This window comes from Halobellus sp. (assembly GCF_042218505.1).
GTDB lineage: Archaea > Halobacteriota > Halobacteria > Halobacteriales > Haloferacaceae > Haloquadratum.
In genome coordinates this window covers 1-19,193 of sequence record NZ_JBDGQZ010000008.1, presented here as the reverse complement: position 1 = coordinate 19,193, position 19,193 = coordinate 1, and the positions used below count along the sequence as shown (strand labels likewise).

Here is a 19,193-nt window from a genome sequence, read left to right as displayed (position 1 = left end):
CGGTGGCTTCGCCAGTCCCGATCCCGGAAGCGCCGTCTCCGCCGCCCGCATCGCTCAGCACACAGATGCCGACCACTCGCTCGTCGCTCGGTTCTGCGGCGTCCCTCACGTCGGCGGCGACTGCGACGAGCGCGCTTCCGACGCCGGTGCGCCTGCGCACTCGTTCTCGATCGAATTCAAGCATCGCGGCATCGAGTAATCTGCTGGCAGCGTCGGCGTCGCCACCGGTCGCCTCGCGGATCCTCGCGGTCACGCTACTTCGTGCCGCCTTTGACCAGTCTGAGCACGCGCACTCGACCGACCTCCACAGGTTGATCCTCCGGGACGGGCGAGTCGTCGACGAGGATCGACACCTCGTGGGGAGAGTAGCCGACCGCGCGGGCGACGTCGGCGTAGGTCCCATCGTCGTCGATCTCCACCTCGTCTTCGCCCTCGCCAACGACCTCAACGGTAACGCGCATACGTCACTTTCTCGCGTCGTGGGCTTGCGCGTTTCGCTCCCGCTCAATCCGACTCACCTCCCGACCGAAACGCGGGTGGTTTATCACCCGCCGGCCCCGTCTCACCCGTATGAGCGAGGCCGACGCGCCCGCGGACACTCCGACCGGCCGCGAGATTTGGATCGAGAAGTTCCGGCCCGAGCGATTGACGAACATCCACGGGCAGGAGGAGATCGTCGATCGACTGCAGTCCTACGTCGATCGGGACGACCTGCCGCATCTCCTGTTTTCGGGGCCGGCCGGTGTGGGGAAAACCACCGCAGCCACGGCCATCGCCCGGGAACTATACGGCGACGACTGGCAGGAGAACTTCCTCGAACTCAACGCCTCCGACGAGCGCGGTATCGACGTTGTCCGGGACCGAATCAAGAACTTCGCACGCTCGTCGTTCGGGGGGCACGATTACCGGATCATCTTCCTTGATGAGGCAGATTCGCTGTGTGTCCCTCCCGGAACGGACGTCGTCACCGGCTCCCCGTCGTCTCCAGAAGTAAAACCGATCGAGGAGGTAAGCGACGACGGCGAGCCAATCCCGTCTGTCGACTTCGAGACGAACGAGATCCAGTCCGACAAAGGCAAACTCGTCGACTCCGGCGTCGCCGACTTCTTTGCGGTCGAACTCGCCGACGGCCGAACGATCACTGCGAGCCTCACCCACCCATTCTTTACCGTCGGTGAGGACGGCAGACTGCTCGAAACCGAACTCCGAGACTTGTCGCCCGGTGATGAGATTGCAGATTTCACAGACGAGGTCGGCGTATCACGATGCGAAGTCTGTGGTGACTGGACTGCGGGGCGGTTCTGTTCTCTCGACTGCAAGAGCGAGGGACACAGCCAGGAGATGCGGGGTTCGGGGAACCCGATGTACGGAGTAGAGTGGTCAGACGAGCGGCGGGAGAAAATCGTTGAGAAACTCGCGGGCGAGAACAATCCTGCACTCATCTCCGATGGTGGTCTCACAACGGTCGAGACGGCGGAGGTTCACCAGATAGACTACAGTCACCGTGGGAAAGCATACAACATCTCTATGGAGGGAACGCCGAACTTTATGCTCGCCAACGGCGTCCTGACTCACAACACCAGCGACGCACAGTCGGCGCTTCGCCGGACGATGGAGCAGTTCTCCGACAACACCCGGTTCGTGCTCTCGTGTAACTACTCTTCTGAGATCATCGACCCGATTCAGTCGCGGTGTGCGGTTTTCCGCTTCTCGCCGCTCTCGGACGACGCCGTTCGGAGCCAGATCGAAGAGATCGCCGAGAGCGAAGCGATCGACGTGACCGAGGACGGCCTCGACGCCTTGGTGTACGCGGCGGACGGTGATATGCGCCGCGCGATCAACTCCCTGCAGGCGGCGGCCACGACCGGCGAGGTCGTTGACGAGGAGGCGGTGTATCTGATCACCTCTACGGCCAGGCCCGAGGAGATCGAAGAGATGGTCCACGCGGCGATCGACGGCGACTTCACGAGCGCCCGGGCCAAACTCGAAACGCTGCTCGTCGACACGGGTATGGCCGGCGGCGACATCATCGACCAACTGCATCGCTCGGCATGGGACTTCGATCTCGACGAGCGGACCACCGTTCGCCTGCTGGAGCGGATCGGCGAGGCCGACTACCGGATCACTGCCGGCGCGAACGAGCAGGTCCAACTGGAGGCGCTTCTGGCGTCGCTGGCGGCCGAAGAGTAGTGGATATTTGACGCTAATCAGTCGTTAAACGCCCTCCTGCGGCCGTCCGACTCTCCCGTTCCCGGAACTGTTTTACCCGGTCGTTGGCCAACTGGTGGGTAATGAGTGAACTCGAAGCGGCGTATCGCCTCGACTACTTCGAGGAGGAGGGCTTCTACCGGAAGCAGTGTCCGGTGACGGGCGTCCACTTCTGGACGCGCGACCCCGACCGCGAGACGTGCGGGGAGCCGCCGGCGGATGACTACTCCTTCATCGACAACCCTGGTTTCGACGAGAAGTACTCCCTCTCGGAGATGCGCGAGGAGTTCCTCTCGTTCTTCGAAGAGCACGATCACGAGCGCATCGATCCGTATCCGGTCGCCGCCAACCGCTGGCGCGACGACGTCCTCCTGACGCAGGCGTCGATCTACGACTTCCAGCCGCTCGTCACGAGCGGGCAGACCCCGCCGCCGGCGAACCCCCTCACGATCTCACAACCCTGTATCCGGATGCAGGACATCGACAACGTGGGCAAGACCGGCCGACACACGATGGCTTTCGAGATGATGGCTCACCACGCGTTCAACGCCCGCGACGATGCCGAAGACGAGTACGCCTACGAGGGTGAGGTCTACTGGAAAGACCGAACCGTCGAACTCTGCGATCAGTTCTTCGAGCATATGGGGGCCGACGTCGAGGAGATCACCTATATCGAGGATCCGTGGGTCGGCGGCGGCAACGCCGGGCCCGCCTTCGAGGTTCTGTATCGAGGCGCAGAACTGGCCACGCTCGTCTTTATGTCGATGGAACAGGACGAGGAGGGCGAATACGAGATGAAAGATGGGAACCGGTACACGCCGATGGACACCTACATCGTCGATACCGGCTACGGCCTCGAACGCTGGACGTGGGTGTCACAGGGGACCCCGACGGTCTACGAGGCCGTCTACCCCGACGCCATCGAGTTCCTGAAGGACAACGCCGGAATCTCGCTGACCGACGAGGAGGAAGTACTCGTCCATCGTTCGGCGAAACTCTCGGGCTACCTCGACGTCGACGAGGTCGACGATCTGACGGCTGCGCGCGCGGACGTCGCAGGCGAACTCGGCGTCGACGCCGAGGAACTCACCGAACTCCTCGAGCCTCTGGAGACAATCTACGCGATCGCCGATCACTGCCGGACGCTGGCGTATATGTTCGGCGACGAGATCGTCCCCTCCAACGTCGGCACGGGCTATCTCGCGCGGATGGTGCTCCGGCGAACCAAGCGCCTCGTCGACGACGTCGGCATCGACGCGCCGCTCGACGAACTGGTCGATATGCAGGCCGAGCGTCTCGGGTACGAGAACCGCGACACGATCCGTGACATCGTCCGGACCGAGGAGCGCAAGTACAGAGAGACGCTCGAGCGCGGCCGACGGAAAGTCGAGAACCTCGCGGCCGAGTACGCCAAGCGGAAGGAGTCGATTCCCGTCGAGGAACTCATCGAACTGTACGACTCCCACGGGATCCAGCCCGAGATGGTCGCAGAGATCGCCGCGGACCGGGGCGCCGACGTCGACATTCCCGACGACTTCTACTCGCTCGTCGCGGATCGCCACGGCGGCGAGGGTGGCTCTCAGGAGGCAATCGAGCGCGAGGAACGCATCGCCGAACTGCCGAACACGGAGCAACTCTACTACGACGATCAGGAGCGAACGGAGTTCGAGGCGGTCGTGTTGGACGTCATCGAACGCGAAGACGGGTACGACGTCGTCCTCGATCAGACGATGTTCTACCCGGAGGGCGGGGGACAGCCCGCAGACCACGGGACGCTCGCGACCGACGACACGACCGTCCAGGTCACCGACGTCCAGCGTCGCGACGGCGTCATTCTCCACCGGACCGACGGCAGCCCCGGCAAAGGCGAGTTCGTCCGTGGTCAACTCGACGTGGAGCGTCGGCGGCGGCTGATGCGCCACCACACCGCGACGCACGTGATCGGCTACGCCGCCCGGCAGGTTCTCGGAGAGCACGTCCGGCAGGCCGGCGCACAGAAGGGGACAGAAAGCGCTAGGCTCGACGTTTCCCACTACGAGCGCATTTCCCGCGGGGAGGTCAAGCGGATCGAGGCGGTCGCAAACGACGTCGTCCGACGCAACCTCCCGGTCAAGCAGCGCTGGCCGGACCGACACGCGGCCGAAGAGCGACACGGCTTCGACCTCTATCAGGGTGGCATTCCGCCGGGACAGAACATCCGTACGATCACCGTCGGCGACGACGTCCAAGCGTGTGGTGGGACCCACGTGAGCCACACCGGTGACATCGGCGCGATCAAGATCCAGTCGACGGAGCCGGTCCAAGACGGTGTCGAGCGGATCACCTTCGCCGCAGGCGACGCCGCCATCGAGAGCACGCAGGCCACGGAGGATGCGCTCTTCGAGGCGGCCGACATTCTCGACGTGAACCCCGAGGACGTCCCCGAGACGGCCGAGCGGTTCTTCACCGAGTGGAAGGAGCGGGGGAAAACGATCGACCGACTGAAGAACGAACTCGCCGAGGCGCGCGCTGCCGCGGACGACGAGACGGTCGACGTCGACGGGACGCCCGCGGTGGTCCGCCGACTCGATGGCGACGCCGACGAACTCCGCGCGACGGCGAACGCGCTCGTCGAGGAGGACAAGGTCGCCGTCCTCGGCTCCGGTGCGGGCGAGAGTGCCCAGTTCGTGGTCGGCGTTCCGGACGACGTCGGAATTAACGCCGGCGAGGTCGTCGGCCGCCTCGCCGCGAAGGTCGGCGGCGGTGGCGGCGGGCCACCGGACTTCGCACAGGGCGGCGGCCCCGACGTCGACGCCCTCGACGACGCAATCGAATCAGCGCCGGAGGTCCTTCGCGCGGTACGGAGTGCCTGATCCGGCGGGTCGTCACCCGAGAACTGAGAGATCGGCTATCGATTATGCCCGCGGTCGGCGCAAGACTTATCGATACTTGTTGGGGAAATAACACTGTGCCCTCGCAAGTAGAGGCTGCATTACAGATCGACGAGGCCGTGGCAGTCCTCATACTCCGGCCACAGGGTGCCGTGTCGTCTGACGCCCCGTGTAAGCGCCACCTGCTCGAGGACTCCGACGCTGTCGAACTGCTCGGCGTGGACTTCTCCACCCCGCCCGCGACGTGGTACGAGAACTGGTGTGCGCTCCTCGGCGAAGAACCGGCGAACGCTGCGGTGATCACGACAGACGACCTCGCCGCGTTCGGCCCAGACGAACAAGAGACGCCCTATAGCGTCGAGACCGTCGGGTCGCCGTCGAACCTCACCGGCGTCGGCGTCAAGTCGACACCGCATCTGAACGACTGGGAAAACCCGTCCGTCGTCGTCGAGTCGCTGACGGTACTGCTCCAGTATGCCGACCCGCCGGCCGTCTATCGGTTCCTCCACGTCCTGACGAGTCGGCTCGCTGCGACCGGCGGGACGGGACAGTTCTACCTCGATCCCCTCGCACAGGACGAACAGACCGTCGAACTGCTCACGACCCTGTTCGACGCGGTCGTCGAGTACGACGAGGAGTGGACCGTCCGCACCCGACACGACTGACCGACCCGATTCCGCTCGCGCCGAGGATCCGCCGGCTTCGAGACGACTAAACCCGCTCGCCGGGAAGTCCGGTTATGCCAACGACCGCGAACGACGGCGTCGACCTCTATTACGAGACAGCCGGTGGCGACCGTATTGACGAGACTGTCGCTTTCGTCGGTGACGCCGGCTACGGCGCGTGGCAGTGGGGGTGGCAGCACGCCGCTGTCGCCGGTCCGTACCGGAGCCTCGTCGCGGATCTCCGCGGCTCCGGCCGCTCGGACGCCCCGCCCGGCCCGTACTGCGTCCCGACGCTCGCAGACGATCTCACGACCGTCCTCTCGGATGCCGGCGTCCGCTCGGCCCACGTCGTCGGCGCGGGACTCGGCGGGATGGTCGCACTCCACGCCGCCCACGAGACGGCCCGCGTGAACAGCCTCGTCCTCATCGGAACTGCGGCTCGCGGCGGCGACCTGGCGCTCGAACCCCTATGGGGAGCACCCGACGATCCCGCGGCGCTGGACGATTCGTTACGTGCTGGACTGTCCGCGTCGTTTGTCGACGAGCGACCCGAGGCAGTCGAGCAGATGGCTGAGTGGCGCGCGAGTGAGGACGCGAACCGGGAGGCCTGGGACGCCCAAGTGGCCGCCGCCCACGGCTTCGACTGCAGCGACCACCTGTACGAGATCACCGAACCAACACTCGTGATCCACGGGTGCGACGACGCCGTCTGGTCGCCCGAGCGTGGCGAGCGACTGGCTGAGGGCCTCCCGCGTGGGAGATTCCTCGGGATCGACGACGCTGGTCATCTGGTTCACGTCGAAGCCTCGAAGCAGGTCAACGACGAACTGCTCGGGTTTCTGCCGGACCTCGAGTGACGACGTTCGGCCCGCTCCCAGACCACTTCTCACAGCGAATGGGCGCAAGTCACTTTTGATCGTAGCGTTTTCACCGACACAATGACCACGGCACGCGACCGTCTCCGCCTCGCGCTCTTGGACGCGTCCGAGAGCGAACACACCCGCCGGAACTTCCGACGCGAACTCGACGCCGACCTCGTCGAGTTCGAGGTCACCGCCAACGAGCGGCCGGCCGACTTCGACTTCGACGGAGTGATCGTCACGGGGTCGCGGACATCCGTCTACTGGGATCGCGACTGGATCCGCCCGCTGCTCGACTACGTTGCCACGGCCGACGACGCCGGGCTTCCGATCCTGGGCGTCTGCTACGGCCACCAGGCGCTGGCGTCGGCGTTGGGCGGCCGCGTCGAGGGTATGGGCGAGTGCGAGATCGGGTACCGCGAGATTGACCAGACGGCCGCGGCGAGCGACGACGAACTCTTCGCCGGGCTCGACGATCCGTTCACGGCGTTCACGACCCACTCGGACGCTGTCACCGAACTCCCGCCGGACGCCGAGTTGCTCGCGGAGAACGACTACGGTATCCACGCCTTCCGGCGCGGGCACGCCTGGGGCGTCCAGTTCCACCCCGAGTACGACCGCGACACCGCAGCGAGGGTCACGAGGGGCAAGGATCTCCCCGAAGAGCGGATCCAGTCCGTCCTCGATGGGATCGACGCGGCGAACTACGACGCCGCCTGCCGCACTAAGCGGCTCTTCGAGAACTTCACCGATTACGTCCGGCAGGTGCGCGAGACGGCCGTCGTCAAGTGAGCACGCGTCAGTTCTGATCGGCCTCGGCGGCCCCTATGACTCGTTCTCCCAGTAGTCGACATCGTCGTCCGCCCGGTAGTAGCCCGCGACGACTCGCTCGTCCTTTTCGCCGCCCGGCGGCGATCCGGCGTAGACCCCGATCTTCTCGGAATCGGGGTAAACTGTCACGTCGGGGTCCTGCATCGTCGACACGGCGAGAAACCGGAGGGGGTCGTCGCCGTCGTTCCGCAGGCGGTGTGCGCCATCGGGGGTCGCGGGGAAGTCGCAGTAGTCGCCCGCTTGGATCCGGTTCTCGCCCGCTGGCGTTCGGAGCACGCCCGCGCCAGAGAGGACGTAGATCGCCTCCGCGTTGCCCGTGTGGAAGTGATACGGCCACGAGGACCCGCCCGGCGGGAGTTCGTAGAGACTCGCCCCGAGATCCTCGACGTCGGTTTCGCTGCCGAGCGTCTTCCGACGGAAGTGGGTCTCTTCGCGTTCGGTTTCGCTCCATTCGAGATCACTCTCGTTGACACGTCCCATATCTGAGCCTCGGTCGGTTGCCTGTTAATTGGCCGGGTCGGACGGGTGAAGTCCGTGCTCGGCCCCTATAGTAGCGTTTGCAACTGATTGCACAGCCGATCGCACGCAGCCGTGCGATCGAGTGAGCGAAGACTTGCAACCGCTACTATCGCACGACGTCAGAACGACGTGTCGTCGAGAACTGTCTCGAAGACGGCGACCGCGACGAGCGCGGCGAGCAGGAGGAAACTCTCGACGAGGCCGTACTGAAACGGGTACACGGTCAGCCCGAACAGGAGCGCCGCGCCCGCGAGGCTGATCGTTCCGAGCAGGGCGGCTCGCGTTCGACGCTGCATCGACAGCGTATGATTCGATCCGGTGAGACATCGGCCTTCCGCCCGTTTCTGGCACCGACGCTGTTTTGCACCTGTCTCCAGAATAACCAGGCAATGGGAATTGATCCGAACTTCGACAGCAACAGGGAACTCGTCGGCCCCGAAGAGTTGGAAAAACTTCCTTCGTCCGCAAGCCAAACCGAGTTTGGCGACGGCGTCGACGTCTGGGGCCCGATCGAACCGCCGGAAAAACTGGGCATCCACGGGACTCACGTCGCTGTCGACTACGACATCTGCATCGCCGACGGCGCGTGTCTGGAGAACTGTCCGGTCGACGTGTTCACCTGGGTCGACACGCCGGACCACCCCGAATCCGAACAGAAAGTCGAACCGACCTACGAAGACCAGTGCATCGACTGTATGCTCTGTGTGGACATCTGTCCCGTCGACGCGATCGACGTGGATGCGTCGCGACGATAACGAGCACATTCCGTCGCTAATCCCTATACTTCATCCCGGCCGCTCATTGCGATTCCGCCGTATCCCAGTCAGTTCCGTTCGGCGATAGTCTCTTGTCGTCACCCGCGGAACTAGGTACGCTATGTCCGATGAAGTCGTGCGGCTGCTGCAGAAGGCGTATCAGGACGAGATCGAGACCGTGATGAACTACCTGTCGAACTCGATCGTCCTCGACGGGGTTCGCGCGGAGGAGATCAAAGAGTCGCTTCAACAGGACATCCAAGAGGAACTCACGCACGCCGAGCAGCTCGGCAACCGGCTCAAGCAACTCGACGAACACCCGCCCGGTTCGGCCGCGTTCGAGGCGACGCAGACGAGCCTTCAGCCGCCCGAGGACACCACGGACGTGCTCTCTGTCATCCGTGGGGTCCTCGACGCCGAGGAGGACGCCATTTCGACTTACCGTGCGCTCGTCAGCGCCGCCGAGGCGGCGGACGACCCCGTTACGGAGGACCTCGCCGTGACGATCCTCGCCGACGAAGAGGCCCACCGCACGGAGTTCCGCGGCTTCGAAAAAGAGTACCAACAGGATTGAACGCGGACGCCGTCTATGCCAGTCGTCTCCGCAGGGGTCCCTCTCAGATGAGCGCCGCCACCGCGAGGCCGACGGCGACGAGGACGCCCCCGGCGTCGGTCCGCCCGAAGCGGAGCGTCGGCAGCGTCGGATTCCACGCGAAACAGCGCGCTCTGAGCGCTATCGCCAGTCGGTCCGCCCGCCCGAACGCACGGCGGAGCCCTGCGGCCGCGACCAACCGCATCCGGTCCCGGAGCGGTCGTTCGGTGCCGAGTCGCGCGTGAGAGGCCTCGCGAACACGCCGGAGATCCGCACGCAGTAGAGGGAAAAAACGGAACACCAGCGCCACGCCGACGCCGAGCAGTCGGCCGACGCGACCGGGAACGAGCCGCTGGATCGCCGCTCGCGAGTCGCGGACGGGCGTCGTGCGGAGGTAGACGGCGGAGACGAAGAGAATCAACAGCACCCGGTAACCCGCCAGCAGCGGGCCGACCGCCGCCGCCGGGTCGAGTCCGACGGTCACTCCCGCGACTCGGGCGGCGAACCCGGGTACAGATCTCCCGAGGCCGACGCTCACTGCCTCGACCAGCGGCGCGGCGAGCAGGAACGGCAGCGCGGGCAGATACCCGCGAAGTGCGTCGATCGGGGAGACGCGTCCGGCCACAAGAAAGCCGCCGGCTACCAGCGTGAACACTGCGAGACCGCGCGGCGTCGTGTGTGCGAACGCGGCCGCAGCGAATGCCGCTTGCACGAATAGTTTGGTCCGCGGGTCGAGCCGATGGGCGAGCGACTTCCCGGGGCGATACGTCAGCATCGGGGTCCGGTCCGACCGGGGTCCTCGACGTCGTATCTCAGCAGCGACGCCCGCGCCCCGCTCGGATCGTCGTCGACCGCCACCGCACCATCAGCCATCACGAGCACCCGGTCAGCGAGGTCGAGTACGTCGCGGAGGTCGTGGGTCACGATCACGACGCTCGTTCCCTCGGTCGCGAGCGCCCGGAGTCGATCGAGCACCGATGCCCGAGCGGGCGCATCGAGGCCGGTGAACGGCTCGTCGAGGACGAGGTGATCCGGCTCCATCGCCAGCGCCCCGGCGATGGCGACGCGTTCTCGCTCACCGCCGGAGAGGTCGGTCACGGGCTGCTCCTCCCGACCGTCGAGGTTCACAGCCGACAGCGCGGTCTCGACACGGCGGTCGATCTCCGCTCGATTGAGCCCCAGGTTCTCCGGGCCGAAGGCGACGTCCGCGCCGACGGTGGCGGCGACCAGTTGGTCTCTGGGCTCTTGGAACACCATTCCGACCGCGGTCCGGGCGGCGACGAGGTCTTCGGCGACGGCGCGGCCGTTCACCTCGACGATCCCCGCGTCAGGTTCGAGTAGTCCGTTGAAGTGCCGGACGAGGGTCGTCTTACCCGACCCGTTCGCGCCCGCGACGACGACGCACTCGCCGTCGTCGATCGAGACGGAGACGCCGTCGACGGCGATCGTGTCGCCATAGCGGTGAACGAGACCGTCGGTTCGGATCATCTGGGTGTCTGGAATCGGTCTGTCGCTGGATTCGACGCTCGGAACGCGCTCACGCTCGCCTCAGGCCGCCGCCGCAGCGTCACTGCGGACTACGCCGATGGCTGCAGCGATCTTGATCGCCTCGAACGGGACGAACGCCAGCGCGCTCACGGTGAACGCCGCGACGAGGCTGACGTCCTGAACGATGGAGAAGCCGACTGTCCCGAGCGCGTAGATGACGACTGTACCGCCGATCATTCCCCCTGCCAGCCGCCCGGTGGCGACGGTCTCTGGGTCGTTGAGGCCGTCGAAGCCGTGGGCGATAGCTCCGGTCAACGACGCGGCAATCGGATACGACCAGAGATAGCCAGCGGTGTATCCCACGAGTGGAGCGAAGCCGGCCGACCCACCGGCGAAGACCGGCGCGCCAGCGGCCCCGGCAACGAGGTAGAACACGAGCGAGATGCCACCCCAGAGCGGGCCGAGGAAGACTCCCGCGAGGAACACGCCGAACACCTGCAGGCTCACGGGGACCGGCGAAATCGGGTTCGGGAACGATACGTACGCGAATGCGCCGGTGAGCGCCGCGAACAGCGCCGCACGCGCGACGTTGCCGACGACGTCCTCACCGACGAGTTCGACAGACTCCGTCTCTGTGGCCATACCGTGTCGTGTCTCGTAAACCGTTATCAATTGTTCGGTTTACGACTTCGGCGAGGAATCGCGGAAGCGGCCCGACGGCAATCTTTGTACGTCTGCGGGGTCTACAATGATGCGATGGACGATAAGACGGCCGAACTCCGCGATCTCTTCGTCGACGCAACGGGGGAGGAGACCGTCACCGAGTCGCAGTCGGATCCACGGGGGTCGCTCTCCGAGTCTGACGACGCGACAGTCGAGGAACGGCTGATCGAACTCGTCGAGGAGATGCGGGAGCGCTACGAGTTCGCGTCGTCGCTGTCGACGTCCGACCTCGTCACCGTCGTCCGTGCCTTCTTCGACCCCGACGCAACCGGTGCGGACGCCGAGTCGTGGTCGGGTGCCGCCGACGCCGCGCTCGCCTCGTCGCTCTCGGCTGACGTCGACGGCGACGCGGTCTTCCGCGCGCGGATGGACCTCCACCTGGTCAGCGACGCCGACCGCGACGCGCCGATTCCATACGACCGACTGCGGAGCCTCGTCTCGGCGTCGACCGGAGACGACGGCTCGCTGACTGACGACGAGTTGACCGAGGCGATTGCGTCGGGGGTCGACTCCGAGGCTGTCGCCGAAACCGACGTCACGCCCGAGACCGTCCGAGGCTATCGCCGCGTCGTAGAGGCCGATCTCGTCTCCCGCCGGGCAAATCACCGGTTCCGAGACGTGTTCACCGATCTGCTTACCGACGCGGACCTGTCGACGCGCCTCGCCGAGGACGCTCGCCGCGATGGCCTGCAAGAGGCGACCGAGGACATCGAGACCGACGTGTCCCTCTGAGCACGCACCCCGGCGATCGATCACTTCCACCGCGGGTGGCGAAGACTCTTATCCGGTGAGGTCCCTACTCCGGTGCGATGGCCAAGGCCCCCGACGACTCGCGTGACCTGACCGATCGGTTCATTCAGTTCTACCGAAAGTATTACCGCGACGAGATCGGCACCCTCGCGCAGCAGTACCCCAACGAACAGCGCTCACTCTACGTCGACTACGAGGATCTCTACAAGTTCGACACCGAACTGGCTGAAGAGTACCGGAAGGTCCCCGGCCAGTACCGCGAGTACGCCGAGGAGGCGCTCCGGCTCTACGACCTGCCCGCCGACGTCAAACTCGGCCGCGCGCACGTCCGCTTGCAGGACCTCCCCGAGACGGTCGACATTCGCGACATCCGCGTCCACGACGACCACATCGGGCGGATGATCGCGGTCCAGGGCATCGTCCGGAAGGCGACCGACGTCCGACCGAAGATCACCGAGGCCGCCTTCGAGTGCCAGCGCTGCGGGACGATGACCTACATCCCCCAGTCGGACAGCGGCTTTCAGGAACCTCACGAGTGTCAGGGCTGCGAGCGGCAGGGACCGTTTCACGTCGACTTCGACCAGTCGGAGTTCGTCGACGCGCAGAAGGTGCGCGTCCAAGAGAGCCCCGAAGGCCTGCGGGGCGGCGAGACGCCACAGAGCATCGACATCGATCTCGAAGACGACGTGACGGGGAAGGTGACCGCCGGCGATCACGTCACCGTCACGGGCGTTCTCCACATCGAACAGCAGACCTCCGGCAACGAGAAGACGCCCATATTCGACCTCTATATGGACGGCGTCTCGGTCCAGATCGAAGACGAGGAGTTCGAGGATATGGACATCACCGAGGCGGATGTCGCCGAGATCATTGACCTCTCGAACGATCCCGACATCTACGAGAAGATGGTCGAGTCCGTCGCCCCATCGATCTACGGGTACGATGAAGAGAAACTCGCGATGATCCTCCAGCTCTTCTCTGGCGTGACCAAACATCTCCCCGACGGCTCGCGCATTCGGGGGGACCTGCATATGCTTCTCATCGGGGATCCTGGGACGGGGAAGTGCGTCGACGGCGACACGCTTGTCACGCTTTCGGACGGGTCGGAGGTGCCCATCCGCGAGTTGGTCGAGGCGAACCTCGACGATCCGAAGCCGGTCGACGACGGGGTGTGGGACACCGTCGATCTCGACGTCCCGTCGATGGAAGCCGACGGATCGCTCACGACACAGCGGGCGACGAAGGTCTGGAAGCGTGAAGCGCCGGAGCAGATGTATCGGATTCGGACCGCGAGCGGGAAAGAATTGACCGCCACGCCGTCGCATCCGCTGTTCGTTCAGTCCAATGGCGAAATCGAGACGGTGAAGGTCGAAGATCTGACACAAAATCAGTGTATTGCGACGCCGCGAACGGTGCCGACAGACGGCGGCGACTCACTCGACGTCACGTATCGACGTTCGAAGTCCGATAACGCGGTTTCGCTTGACTTGCCTGAGGTATGGACGAATTCCTTGGCAAGGCTCATTGGTTACATCGTCGCTGAAGGGTACGTCGAACACCGCGACGATCATACGGGTAGCGTTCGAATCACAAACTACGACGAAGAGATCCTCTCCGACGTCGCGTCCGGGTTTGAGTCGCTCGGGGTGAATTACTCACTTTTGAATTCGCGCGAGCACAAACAGGCACGGGTCGTTCGCTGTAGTTCGGAAGAGTTTGTCAGCTTCCTCGAACACCTCGAACCCGCGCTTTTGAGCCGATCTGCTGCCCAGCGCGTTCCAGACGGTATCAAGAACGCAACCACCGAAATCAAGCAGAACTTCCTTCGGGCGTACGTCGACTCGGAGGGTCACGTCTCGGCGGCGCAACGTGAACTGACCGTCGCCTCGATGAGTCGTGATCTGCTGAAAGACGTCCGATCGCTCCTCTTGTCGTTAGACATCTCATCCTCGGTTCAGCCCCGACAAAACGGCAGTTATCGACTTCGACTGAGCGGAGACGCGTTCCAGCGGTACGCCGATGCCGTCGGATTCGTCACCGAACGCAAACTGGATGCCGCCAAAGCGCACTCAGATCAGGATCGAAACACGAATGCCGATGTCGTCCCCGACATCGGGGACTCACTCAGAGACGTCCGAGAATCGCTCGCCCTGTCGCAATCAGACTGTGGCGTTCCTCGGTCGACATATCAGCACTACGAGCGTGGAGACCGAAACCCCAGTCGAGACTCACTCAGATCTGTTCTTGACGCTTTCGAGCGCCGGATCGAGCGGCTCAAAGAAACCGCGAAACACCTCGGAACGCGCTCGTGGGAACAGATAGAATCCGTTCGTCGCTTGCTGAACGTGTCACAAAGAGCAATCGCGACCGGGATGAGTGTCGAGCAGAGGACCGTGAGTTATCATAAACGGACCGATGCCGTCCCCGACGGTGGACGAATCGCTCACGGAACCGACGTGCTCGCGAACCGGATCGACGAGGCCCTGTCAGTTGTTACTGACGTTCGTCGCCTTCGGGCGCTGGCGGAGAACGACATCCGCTGGGATCGCATCGACTCGATCGAAGCGTGTTCTCCGACGGATGACTGGGTGTACGACCTCGAAGTCGCGGGGACGCACTCGTATCTCTCCAACAACATCGTCTCGCACAACTCGGCGATGCTTCAGTACATCCGCAATATCGCGCCCCGATCCGTCTACACCTCGGGGAAAGGGAGTTCGTCTGCGGGACTGACTGCGGCGGCCGTTCGCGACGACTTCGGCGACGGCCAGCAGTGGACGCTCGAAGCCGGCGCGCTCGTGCTCGCCGACAAGGGGATCGCGGCCGTCGACGAGCTCGATAAGATGCGATCGGAAGACCGAAGCGCAATGCACGAAGCGCTGGAACAGCAGTCGATTTCGGTCTCGAAGGCCGGCATCAACGCGACCCTCAAGTCCCGGTGTTCGCTGCTCGGCGCGGCGAACCCGAAGTACGGGCGGTTCGACCAGTACGAGCCGATCGGCGAGCAGATCGATCTCGAACCCGCGTTGATCTCGCGATTCGATCTGATCTTCACCGTCACCGACGATCCCGACCCCGAGACCGACGCCGAACTCGCAGAGCACATCATCAACACCAACTACGCGGGCGAACTCCACACCCAGAAGTCCGAAGTGCCGAGTTCGGAGTTCACCGACGATCAGGTCGACGATGCGACCGAGGAGGTCACCCCGACGATCGACGCCGAACTCCTCCGGAAGTACATTGCGTACGCGAAGCGGAACTGCTACCCGACGATGACCGACGAGGCGAAGGAGGTCATCCGCGACTTCTACGTCGACTTCCGGGCGAAGGGCGCCGACGAAGACGCCCCGGTGCCCGTCACGGCGCGCAAACTCGAAGCGCTCGTCCGCCTTTCGGAGGCCTCCGCGCGACTCCGCCTCTCGGATACGGTCGACCGCAAGGACGCCGTGCGGGTGACCGAAATCGTCGAGTCCTGTCTCCGAGACATCGGAATGGACCCCGAGACGGGCGAGTTCGACGCCGACATCGTCGAGACCGGGACCTCGAAGAATCAGCGCGACCGGATCAAGAATCTCAAGCACCTGATCGAAGATCTCGAGGACGAGTACGAGGAGGGCGCACCCCTGGACGAGGTCGTCGAGCGAGCGACGATCGATCTCGGACTTGACCAGTCGCAGGCCGAAGACGAGGTCGAGAACCTCCGCCGGAAAGGCGAGGTGTACGAACCGCGACAGGGCTACCTCCGGACCACGTAGATGGACCGAATCTCAGCCCTCCGGAACGTCGAGGAAGCCCTCAGCGACTTCGAGTCGGGCGACGCCGATCTCGCTGCGACCGAGCAGCGCGTCCTGACGGTCCTCCGCACGTACGCGACCGACTTCGACGGCGAAGACAAGTTACGGGCGTATCAGGCGACTGGCGAGGGCCGAGCGCACGGGCTCGTGGTCGTCGCCGAGAGCGAGGCCGAGGCGCGCGAGCGAATCGCGGACCTCCTCGACGAAGATCCGGCGTCGATCGTGGCCGACATCGCGCCGGTGTAAGTGGTTTTATATCGTCACCCGCGGATCTGCGCGTAACCGTGTTGTTGGTGGTGACCTACTCACGCCGGGCGCGTGAGACCTTACGAAACGCGTGTCGGGCTCACGAAGAAACTGTCGTCCGCCGGTTCGGGCGCGCCGCGCTGCTCAGAGAAACCGAGTACGGGGCGTTCTTGGCGTGTCGCCTCCGTGAGCGACACGCCGCCGACGTGCAGGTCGAGCGGACCGAACCGTTCAACGAGTTCGCCGACGCTCCCGACTCCGTGCGGGAGGCGGCCGTCGCGTACGAACAGCGGGAATCCCCGAACACGCCGTACGACCGGTTCGCCGCGGGGACTGACCACCCTCGCTCGGCGGCGATGCGCGAACGCGACCTGTGACTGCGGCCACGACGCGGCTGTCGTTCACGCTCGTTCTTCCGGACGGCACCCAGTTGTCCGGGCCAATCGTCGATCTCCGCGGCTGGCCGACTGCCCCCACGCGAACGGCGCTCGTCCGCGCAGTCCACGCCGGTAGCCCCGTCCCGGAGACGGCACCTGCGGTTCTCGGACAAGCACCGGGGCCCGCCTACGAGCACGTCGGACTCCTGCGGCCCGGCCGCTCGTTCGACCGTCGCTCCGCGCTCGCGTCGATCGCTGTGGCTCGCGGGATCGAGACGCCTCAGGACTCGGCGCTCGCGTCTGCCCGGCGGCAACTCCGTGCGGCGCCGACGCCGCTCGACACGTCTGAATTACGGGAGGCCCGACGCCGCGCGGCGGAGGCGGGCTCGAAGACCGAGCGACTCCGTGAGCGAGTCGCCACGATCCGCGGCCGAGTCACGGCGCTCCGCGAGGCGACCGGGGACGACGCCGATCTGAGCGCACTGGCGGACGCGGAAGACTCGTTGGCGGCGGCGACCCGCCGCCTCTCGGAGGTTTCGACACAACGGGTGGCCGCCAGGCAGCGGCTGGCGCTTCTCGACGCACGCGCTCGCAGTGCTCGTGACGACCGCGACCGGCGGCTTCAACTCGAAGACCGCATCGGCAACCTCGAGCGCGCCCGACGCGACGCACGCGTCTCCGCTGTCGAACCAGCCTTCGTGGCCGCGCGACAGCGGATCGCATCCCGCGTGTCGTCTCACGACACAGCCCCCCGCTCGGACGCTCTGATCGATGCACTCGCCGCGGCGCGGCTCACACCCGCTCGCGCGCCGATTGTCGTCGCTCCCGACGTCGTCGCGCTCCTCGGCGGCGTCGCTGCCGCGGCCGATGTGTTGACTGGACCCCTCTTGATCCGGTGACGGCGGGGACTCTGCACACGAACTCGTCTCCGGTTCCCCGCGCCGAGCGTGTCGCTGTCTCCGTCCCTGGGTTTATATCCGATCCCGGAGCCAGACGCCCTGTGCAAATTCATCCTCAGCGCGCCGATACGGCGGCGGATCCATCTGGGCCCTTCGAGTCGGGCACGGTTCCGTCCGCTTGCCCGCTCGTTGATGTCGGTGTCACCACGTCGGCGCTTCGGGGCGTCACGCTCGTCCAGGTCGAACTCCGAAGCGAAATCGACGAACCGCTTCAGGTCCGGGTTTCGAACCGCCTCGACGGCCCGGTACTCCCGCCGCGAACCGAAGGGGTCCCGAACGCGGGATGGGACGCCGAGGGGTTCACCGGACGTCTGCCGGCAGCGGGTGGACTCGGCGTCGGCTACGCCTGTCCCGCCGACGCGAACGCATCGGACGCGGTCGTTTCGGTCGATCTCCGCGGTTCCGTGCGGGAACGTGACGAGACGACCGGCGGATCGGGAGTCGCTGCCGCGGTCCGCGACCTCGGTCGGGCAACTCCGCCAACCGATGCGGTTCCGATCTCCGACGGTGCGTCGTCTTCACTCCCTGAATCGGCGGCCCCGGTTGCGAGTCGCGGTGCCGATGTTCCCGTTCCCAGTCCCGTCACGGAATGGCTCGACGCCGTCGCGTCCCGCATCGACCGGGCGGAGGAGTTGACCGACGCGACGGCCTCGGACGCCGTGACGGTCCTCGAATCGAACACCGACGACGCGCTCGCCGCGATCCCTGCCGAACTCGCGACCGACCTCGAAGCCCTCCGTGCGGTCACCGATCGGACCGAGCGCCTGGCCGACCGAGCCGTGGCAGCCGAACCCGCTCCCGTCGCGGACGCGCTTCGGGAAGCCGCGACGGCGCTGGATGCCGGTTGGAACCCGGAGAAAGGGGAGGAATTCGAATGATTCTCGCTGTTACCGGCGGAAAGGGCGGCGTGGGCAAGTCGACGCTCGCAATCGAACTCGGGGCGGCTCTCGATGCGACGGTGGTCGACGCCGACCTCGGAATGGCCGACCTCCCGACCGGACCGGGACCGGATCTCCACGACGTGCTGGCCGGCCGTGCGGATCCGCTCGAGGCCGTTCGTGAGGGACAGGGCCCGGTTCGCTTGCTCCCGTGTGGCCGTTCGCTTGCAGGCGCTCGCTCGGCGGACGTCGCCGTCCTTGACGAAACGCTCGGCGCAGTTGAGAGCGCCTACGGCGACGTTGTCGTCGACTGTCCGGCGGGAATGAAGGCCGACGCCGGTGTCCCGCTCGCGGTGGCCGACGCCTGCGTCGTCGTCGCCTCGCCGCAGTCGTACGCTCTGGCCGACGCCGTCCGGTTGCGTGAGTTGGCCCGCGAACTCGACGCTGGTCTCGTTGCGGTCGTGATCAACCGCGCTGTCGACGACCCGCCGGAAGACGCCTTCGAGGAGGTTCTCGGTGCCCCCGCGCAGACGGTCCCTGCGGACCCTCGGATGGCTAAGACGGTCACTACGTTCCGTCCCGTGGTCCGTACCGCTCCGTCGACTCGTGCGGCCCGCGCAGTCGGCAGCGTCGCGGACGCTGTCCGTCGTGCGAAGCGCGTATGACTGCGTCTAC

20 protein-coding genes and 3 pseudogenes are annotated in these 19,193 nt (G+C 65.5%); 17 read left to right on the top strand and 6 right to left on the bottom strand.

Translation table 11 applies throughout. From position 1 onward, the window contains the following. On the top strand, nucleotides 1–199 hold a 199-nt coding region (locus ABEI27_RS02090; protein ID WP_375797763.1), incomplete at its 5' end, for a hypothetical protein. Nucleotides 200–254: 55 nt separating this feature from the next. Here the strand turns inward: ABEI27_RS02090 and ABEI27_RS02085 are convergent. Next, nucleotides 255–461 carry a ubiquitin-like small modifier protein SAMP2 gene (locus tag ABEI27_RS02085; RefSeq protein WP_375797762.1) on the bottom strand — a complete coding sequence of 69 codons (207 nt, stop codon included), beginning with the start codon at nucleotides 459–461 and terminating at the stop codon, nucleotides 255–257. A 109-nt stretch (nucleotides 462–570) separates the two neighbouring features. Here ABEI27_RS02085 and ABEI27_RS02080 point away from each other — a divergent pair. The 7 genes and pseudogenes from ABEI27_RS02080 to ABEI27_RS02055 form a co-directional block, all read left to right on the top strand. Continuing rightward, a pseudogene (locus ABEI27_RS02080) lies at nucleotides 571–1,518 on the top strand (AAA family ATPase); the annotation flags it as partial. Further along, nucleotides 1,519–1,575, top strand: a pseudogene (locus tag ABEI27_RS15015) (hypothetical protein); the annotation flags it as partial. It lies immediately after the preceding pseudogene. A 3-nt stretch (nucleotides 1,576–1,578) separates the two neighbouring features. Continuing rightward, nucleotides 1,579–2,190: pseudogene (locus ABEI27_RS02075) on the top strand (replication factor C small subunit); the annotation flags it as partial. Nucleotides 2,191–2,291: 101 nt separating this feature from the next. Beyond that, the gene (gene alaS, locus ABEI27_RS02070) at nucleotides 2,292–5,060 is read left to right on the top strand and encodes an alanine--tRNA ligase (protein ID WP_375797761.1); all 2,769 of its coding nucleotides are present in this window, start codon (nucleotides 2,292–2,294) and stop codon (nucleotides 5,058–5,060) included. A 95-nt stretch (nucleotides 5,061–5,155) separates the two neighbouring features. Then, nucleotides 5,156–5,743 (top strand): hypothetical protein, encoded by a 588-nt coding sequence (locus tag ABEI27_RS02065; protein WP_375797760.1) that lies wholly within the window; start codon nucleotides 5,156–5,158, stop codon nucleotides 5,741–5,743. Between the two features lie 74 nt (nucleotides 5,744–5,817). Further along, on the top strand, nucleotides 5,818–6,600 hold the full coding sequence (locus ABEI27_RS02060) for an alpha/beta fold hydrolase (protein WP_375797759.1): 783 nt from the start codon (nucleotides 5,818–5,820) through the stop codon (nucleotides 6,598–6,600). Nucleotides 6,601–6,681: 81 nt separating this feature from the next. Then, nucleotides 6,682–7,395 carry a type 1 glutamine amidotransferase gene (locus ABEI27_RS02055; RefSeq protein ID WP_375797758.1) on the top strand — a complete coding sequence of 238 codons (714 nt, stop codon included), beginning with the start codon at nucleotides 6,682–6,684 and terminating at the stop codon, nucleotides 7,393–7,395. A gap of 33 nt (nucleotides 7,396–7,428) precedes the next feature. Here the strand turns inward: ABEI27_RS02055 and ABEI27_RS02050 are convergent, their stop codons facing one another. Both ABEI27_RS02050 and ABEI27_RS02045 read right to left on the bottom strand, forming a co-directional pair. Continuing rightward, nucleotides 7,429–7,914: a cupin domain-containing protein gene (locus tag ABEI27_RS02050; RefSeq protein ID WP_375797757.1), complete on the bottom strand. Its 486-nt coding sequence runs from the start codon at nucleotides 7,912–7,914 to the stop codon at nucleotides 7,429–7,431. A gap of 158 nt (nucleotides 7,915–8,072) precedes the next feature. Next, nucleotides 8,073–8,249 (bottom strand): hypothetical protein, encoded by a 177-nt coding sequence (locus tag ABEI27_RS02045; RefSeq protein WP_375797756.1) that lies wholly within the window; start codon nucleotides 8,247–8,249, stop codon nucleotides 8,073–8,075. Nucleotides 8,250–8,342: 93 nt separating this feature from the next. Here ABEI27_RS02045 and ABEI27_RS02040 point away from each other — a divergent pair, with 93 nt between their 5' ends. Then, nucleotides 8,343–8,708, top strand: coding sequence for a ferredoxin family protein (locus tag ABEI27_RS02040; protein WP_375797755.1), 366 nt, complete (start codon nucleotides 8,343–8,345; stop codon nucleotides 8,706–8,708). Nucleotides 8,709–8,829: 121 nt separating this feature from the next. Continuing rightward, a complete protein-coding gene (locus ABEI27_RS02035) occupies nucleotides 8,830–9,282 on the top strand; it encodes a ferritin-like domain-containing protein (protein ID WP_375797754.1) in 453 nt (150 codons plus the stop codon). Nucleotides 9,283–9,325: 43 nt separating this feature from the next. Here the strand turns inward: ABEI27_RS02035 and ABEI27_RS02030 are convergent, their stop codons facing one another. The 3 genes from ABEI27_RS02030 to ABEI27_RS02020 are packed head-to-tail and all read right to left on the bottom strand — an operon-like array spanning nucleotide 9,326 to nucleotide 11,430. After that, entirely contained in the window at nucleotides 9,326–10,075 is a 750-nt protein-coding gene (locus tag ABEI27_RS02030) for an energy-coupling factor transporter transmembrane component T family protein (protein ID WP_375797753.1), read from the bottom strand. Further along, nucleotides 10,069–10,788, bottom strand: coding sequence for an energy-coupling factor ABC transporter ATP-binding protein (locus tag ABEI27_RS02025; protein ID WP_375797752.1), 720 nt, complete (start codon nucleotides 10,786–10,788; stop codon nucleotides 10,069–10,071). The genes ABEI27_RS02030 and ABEI27_RS02025 overlap by 7 nt, the downstream gene beginning before the upstream one ends. 60 nt (nucleotides 10,789–10,848) lie before the next feature. Next, nucleotides 10,849–11,430, bottom strand: a complete 582-nt coding sequence (locus ABEI27_RS02020; protein ID WP_375797751.1) for a biotin transporter BioY — start codon at nucleotides 11,428–11,430, stop codon at nucleotides 10,849–10,851. A gap of 114 nt (nucleotides 11,431–11,544) precedes the next feature. On the opposite strand from ABEI27_RS02020, the gene ABEI27_RS02015 reads away from it, so the two are divergent. From ABEI27_RS02015 to ABEI27_RS01985, 7 genes are all read left to right on the top strand, one after another. Next, complete coding sequence (locus tag ABEI27_RS02015; RefSeq protein WP_375797750.1) at nucleotides 11,545–12,243, top strand: conditioned medium-induced protein 4; 699 nt, start codon at nucleotides 11,545–11,547, stop codon at nucleotides 12,241–12,243. Between the two features lie 77 nt (nucleotides 12,244–12,320). Continuing rightward, nucleotides 12,321–16,019 (top strand): LAGLIDADG family homing endonuclease, encoded by a 3,699-nt coding sequence (locus ABEI27_RS02010; RefSeq protein WP_375797749.1) that lies wholly within the window; start codon nucleotides 12,321–12,323, stop codon nucleotides 16,017–16,019. Then, nucleotides 16,020–16,304 (top strand): hypothetical protein, encoded by a 285-nt coding sequence (locus ABEI27_RS02005; RefSeq protein WP_375797748.1) that lies wholly within the window; start codon nucleotides 16,020–16,022, stop codon nucleotides 16,302–16,304. 38 nt (nucleotides 16,305–16,342) lie between these two features. Then, the gene (locus tag ABEI27_RS02000) at nucleotides 16,343–16,681 is read left to right on the top strand and encodes a hypothetical protein (RefSeq protein ID WP_375797747.1); all 339 of its coding nucleotides are present in this window, start codon (nucleotides 16,343–16,345) and stop codon (nucleotides 16,679–16,681) included. Further along, nucleotides 16,678–17,580, top strand: coding sequence for a hypothetical protein (locus ABEI27_RS01995; protein WP_375797746.1), 903 nt, complete (start codon nucleotides 16,678–16,680; stop codon nucleotides 17,578–17,580). Before ABEI27_RS02000 ends, ABEI27_RS01995 begins: the two co-directional genes overlap by 4 nt. Before the next feature lie 101 nt (nucleotides 17,581–17,681). Continuing rightward, complete coding sequence (locus ABEI27_RS01990) at nucleotides 17,682–18,518, top strand: hypothetical protein (RefSeq protein WP_375797745.1); 837 nt, start codon at nucleotides 17,682–17,684, stop codon at nucleotides 18,516–18,518. After that, nucleotides 18,515–19,183 (top strand): MinD/ParA family protein, encoded by a 669-nt coding sequence (locus ABEI27_RS01985; RefSeq protein ID WP_375797744.1) that lies wholly within the window; start codon nucleotides 18,515–18,517, stop codon nucleotides 19,181–19,183. Before ABEI27_RS01990 ends, ABEI27_RS01985 begins: the two co-directional genes overlap by 4 nt. Nucleotides 19,184–19,193: the final 10 nt, after the last annotated feature.